A 382-nucleotide genomic window follows, 5' to 3' on the forward strand; every position below is an offset into this window, starting at 1 on the left:
AACGGTTTTCTTCATGGACTTAAATCGGCCTGGGGTGCCGTAAAACAATTTGTAAAAGGTATTGCGGGCTGGATTAAGAGACATAAAGGACCTATCAGTTACGATAAAAAACTGCTGATTCCGGCCGGCAATGCAATCATGGCCGGGCTTAACGGGGGACTGGTAAACGGATTTGAAAACGTTAAGTCAACCGTTTTAGGCATGAGCAGCACTATCGCAGACACGTTGACATGTAATCCGGTTGCTACATTAGCTACCTCCGGGAACGTTACAACAGGTACTGCCCCGGGTGGTGCTACACCTGTTGTAATCAATTTGACGCTTGGCAGCAGTGATTTCCAGGCATTCGTTGATGACATTTCCAAAGCACAGGGTACTAAGA

Annotated in this window: 1 protein-coding gene; it reads left to right on the forward strand. The window is 46.9% G+C overall.

What is annotated here, in order from left to right; genetic code table 11:
• The coding region (locus KJQ99_RS10145; RefSeq protein WP_214150775.1) for a hypothetical protein at window positions 1–382 on the forward strand (382 nt) is incomplete at both ends.

It is taken from the genome of Campylobacter sp. 2018MI13, from assembly GCF_018501135.1.
In the GTDB taxonomy this organism is placed as follows: domain Bacteria; phylum Campylobacterota; class Campylobacteria; order Campylobacterales; family Campylobacteraceae; genus Campylobacter_E.